Source organism: Bacilli bacterium (genome assembly GCA_036381315.1).
Classification (GTDB): Bacteria; Bacillota; Bacilli; order Paenibacillales; family KCTC-25726; genus DASVDB01.
In genome coordinates this window covers 1-3,493 of record DASVDB010000069.1, presented here as the reverse complement: position 1 = coordinate 3,493, position 3,493 = coordinate 1, and the positions used below count along the sequence as shown (strand labels likewise).

Genomic DNA, 3,493 nt, shown 5'->3' with positions numbered 1-3,493 from the left:
AGGAATCGGAGGTGTAAGATGACCGATCAAAAATTGAGTCATATGGAAGAAATGCTGTCCCAATTGGTTAACATGGTTGCTAATGTGATCAAGGAACAGCAGGCTCAGAGAGCGGAAATGGCTGAAATGCGGTCGGAAATTTCCGGCATCAAGTTGGAAATTAGCGACATCAGGTCGGAAATGAACAGCATGAAGTCGGAAATCAACGGCATCAAGTCGGAAATTAGCGACATCAGGTCGGAAATGAACAGCATGAAGTCGGAAATTAGCGACATCAGGTCGGAAATGAAACAAATGCGCGCCGAATTTACAGCCAGATTCGATCAGATTGATAAAAAGTTGGATGAACAGCAACGAGTGAACAATTATGTTTTGAAAAAGCTGGCGGAACACGACAAGGACATCGATATATTAAAGCAGAAAATCGGATAAAGTAAGACCCAAAGAAGCGGCCTATGAAAGGCCGCTACTTTTTAGCAGTTTCCATGTTACGATGTTCGCCCGTCGACCGGTTCAACCAGATCTTGCTCCATATTTTCGGTCAGTTTGCGAAGTCTCAAAGCTAACGGACGCGACAGAGGCTATTTGGGGCTATACTCCCGGTTTTTAAGTTTAACGGACGCAGGTGCGCTTATTTTAGCGCTTTGTACGGTATTCATGCAAAAAAACGGCGAATAGCCTCTGTAGCGTCCGTTAAAATTTTTGCACAGCCTTTTTTCGCCAAATAACCGCAATGGCAACCGTTAGCGTCTGCGTAGCCGCTTTTAATAGCAAAAAGTTATCATAAGCGTCCGCCTTCAACTTATTTTGATGCCCGTTCAAAAAGGCCCTTCATCCGTCTCCGGAAAAAGGGCCCTCTTTTGTAACGCATCATGTGCAACACATCATATGATCCAAACTTGCGACCCCGCAACGTCTGCGGCTCACACCTTATAGGCTTACACCTTATAAGCTTTCATCGCTTTCCGCAGTTCTTTCCAGGATGGCCGTTTGCCGTACATCAGCACGCCGGTGCGATATATTTTCGCCGAAACCCAGCCAAAAAACAAAATCGAAGCAAGCAAAATGCCGATTGTGAGCCATACTTGCCATACCGCGACATCCGTCAGCCCCATGCGCAAAAACATGATGAACGGGCTGAAAAACGGAATGAACGATGTCACCTTGACAAACATCGAAGTCGGGTCTTGCAGACCAAAGATGGCGATAAAATAGCCGATCATCGACAAAAACGTCACCGGCAAAATCGCCTGGCTCAAATCCTCCGTCCTGCTGACGATCGATCCGACAGCGGCAAACAGCGTTGCGTAGAGAAAATATCCGGTCAAGTAAAAAAGTATCGCATAGATGATCAGATTGTAATCGATATTGGACCAGTCGATGTGCAAATCAGCGAATGCGGCGCGGTTTTGCGGCAGATTTGCATTGATCAGCGCCGCCGCCACCAGCAGCATGATTTGCAAGATGCTGACCACGAACATGCCGAAAATTTTCCCGAACATTTGCTTTAACGGCGTAACGCTTGTCACCAGAATTTCCATCACGCGCGAGCTTTTTTCCGCCGTTATTTCCGTCGCGATCAACTGGCCGGAGACCATGACGCCGATAAACAGCAAAATAATCAGCGCATAAAGCAGTCCCGTCGCCATAATCACTTGCGCTTGCGACTTTCCTTCTTTGCCGACTCCCCCTACGCCGCCAACCGAAATCTGCACTTTATTGAGCGTCACCGGGGCGCTAATTTTTGTCAAATCCGCTTGCGACAAGTGCAACTCCTTTACAACCCATTCGGTCTTTACTTGCTGCAAGGCCGTTTCCAATTTGGTCATTGTGCCGATTTCCAGCGTTCCTTCGGATTTGTAGGTCATTTCCGGAAATCCGGACTGATCGGGCGCTCCCGCAAGCAAATATCCGCTGATTTTCTTTTCTTCGATTGCCTTCTTGAACGCTTCTTCGTTGGCATCCGTCGAGCCAAGATCGGCGAACAAGACGATCTTAAGCCCCGGCTTCTTTTGGCTTTCAAAATACTGCCGCAAACTGTCGGCGAGCGCGGAATTCGTATCTGTCATGCCGATGTTTGCCGTTTTTTCCGTTTGCAATAGCGAAATGAAATAAGGAAGATTTAAGCCGATGGTGACGAGGATTACAAGAACCAGGGAGGAAATTTTAAATGATTTTGCTTTCAGTTTATTGCGGATTGTAAACGCGACCACCGTCCACATGCTATTCATGCTGCTCCCCCCCTACCGTCTTAATAAAAATTTCATTCAAAGTCGGTTCCATAATTTCAAACCTGGTTACATTTGTTTGCGCTGCCGCTATCCGCAATATTTCCTGCGCCGCTTCCGGGCGGTCAATCTGCACGATTGCCCCGTTTTCCTGCTTGCTAACCGAAGTTACCCCCGGAACCGCCGACAATCCCGTAACTTCCTGTTCCGTCGAGAGAAAAACGCGCTCCTTGGGAAAGGACATTTTAATTTCTTTCAAGCTGCCCTGCAAGACGGTATGGGAGCGGTGCAAGATTAAAATATTTTGGCATAACTCCTCCACATGCTCCATCCGGTGTGTGGAAAACACGATGCTGGTGCCTTTGTCGCGCAATTCTTTTACGGTGTTTTTCAACAGTTCCACATTGACCGGGTCCAAACCGCTGAAGGCTTCATCAAGTATCAACAGACGCGGGGCATGGAGGATAGCCGCGACAAACTGAATTTTTTGCTGATTGCCTTTGGATAACTCTTCAACCTTCTTGTCGATATAGTCCGGAACGCCGAATTTTTCCAGCCAATCTTTCAGATTCCGCTCGGCATCCGCCTTGCTCTTGCCTTTCAGGCGGGCCAAATACACCAACTGGTCGCGCACGCTCACCTTGGGATAAAGGCCGCGCTCTTCCGGCAAATATCCCATTGTGGCGGCTATTTGTTGCGAGTACGGCTGCCCCGCATACAGGATTTTACCGTCATCCGGATAAATGAGCCCCAGCACCATGCGCATCGTCGTCGTCTTACCCGCCCCGTTCGCGCCAAGTAAGCCGAAAATTTCGCCTTCGGCAACCGAAAAACTGATTCCATTTACTGCGGTCACATCGCCGTAATGTTTTACCACCTTTTCAAGTTGCACTACGCTCATGGAATGTTTTTGCTCCCTTCCCTATTTCATTCAAAAAATAAAAACAGATGCAATACCTGCACCAGTCTAGTATATCGGAAATGCATTCCATTTTCACTTGTTTTTTTCTTAACGATTGATGACCGCATTCGGCAAACTGCCTGTATGTCCGCCCGGAAAAACAATATAAAGGAGCAAATAGACGACAACCCCGGTTACGGCGGTGGCCAGCCAGAAAGCTGCCGTCACTCTGCCCCACTTGCGATGTGCGGCAAACCTTTGCGAAAAGGCGAGGAAAAGCGTTATGACGCCGAAAATCGCCGCCGATGTCGAAAGCACAATATGAAACAGCAGAAAAATGACATACGGTACCTTCCACGCGGTA

Annotated in this window: 4 protein-coding genes; 1 reads left to right on the top strand and 3 read right to left on the bottom strand. The window is 48.0% G+C overall.

The genetic code is table 11. From position 1 onward, the window contains the following. The coding region (locus VF260_05465) for a hypothetical protein (protein HEX7056630.1) at window positions 1-432 on the top strand (432 nt) is incomplete at its 5' end. A 506-nt stretch (window positions 433-938) separates the two neighbouring features. On the opposite strand, the gene VF260_05460 is transcribed toward VF260_05465, so the two are convergent. The 3 genes from VF260_05460 to VF260_05450 all read right to left on the bottom strand — a co-directional run. Next, window positions 939-2,231, bottom strand: coding sequence for an ABC transporter permease (locus VF260_05460; protein ID HEX7056629.1), 1,293 nt, complete (start codon window positions 2,229-2,231; stop codon window positions 939-941). Beyond that, window positions 2,224-3,129 carry an ABC transporter ATP-binding protein gene (locus tag VF260_05455; GenBank protein ID HEX7056628.1) on the bottom strand — a complete coding sequence of 302 codons (906 nt, stop codon included), beginning with the start codon at window positions 3,127-3,129 and terminating at the stop codon, window positions 2,224-2,226. The genes VF260_05460 and VF260_05455 overlap by 8 nt, the downstream gene beginning before the upstream one ends. Window positions 3,130-3,237: 108 nt before the next feature. Then, a partial coding sequence (locus VF260_05450) for a DUF420 domain-containing protein (GenBank protein ID HEX7056627.1) occupies window positions 3,238-3,493 on the bottom strand: 256 nt, incomplete at its 5' end.

Bases quoted from the DNA above. Each gene is read 5' to 3' on its own strand.
- VF260_05455 (HEX7056628.1), bottom strand. From the start codon at position 3,129: ATGAGCGTAGTGCAACTTGAAAAGGTGGTAAAACATTACGGCGATGTG.
- VF260_05460 (HEX7056629.1), bottom strand. From the start codon at position 2,231: ATGAATAGCATGTGGACGGTGGTCGCGTTTACAATCCGCAATAAACTG.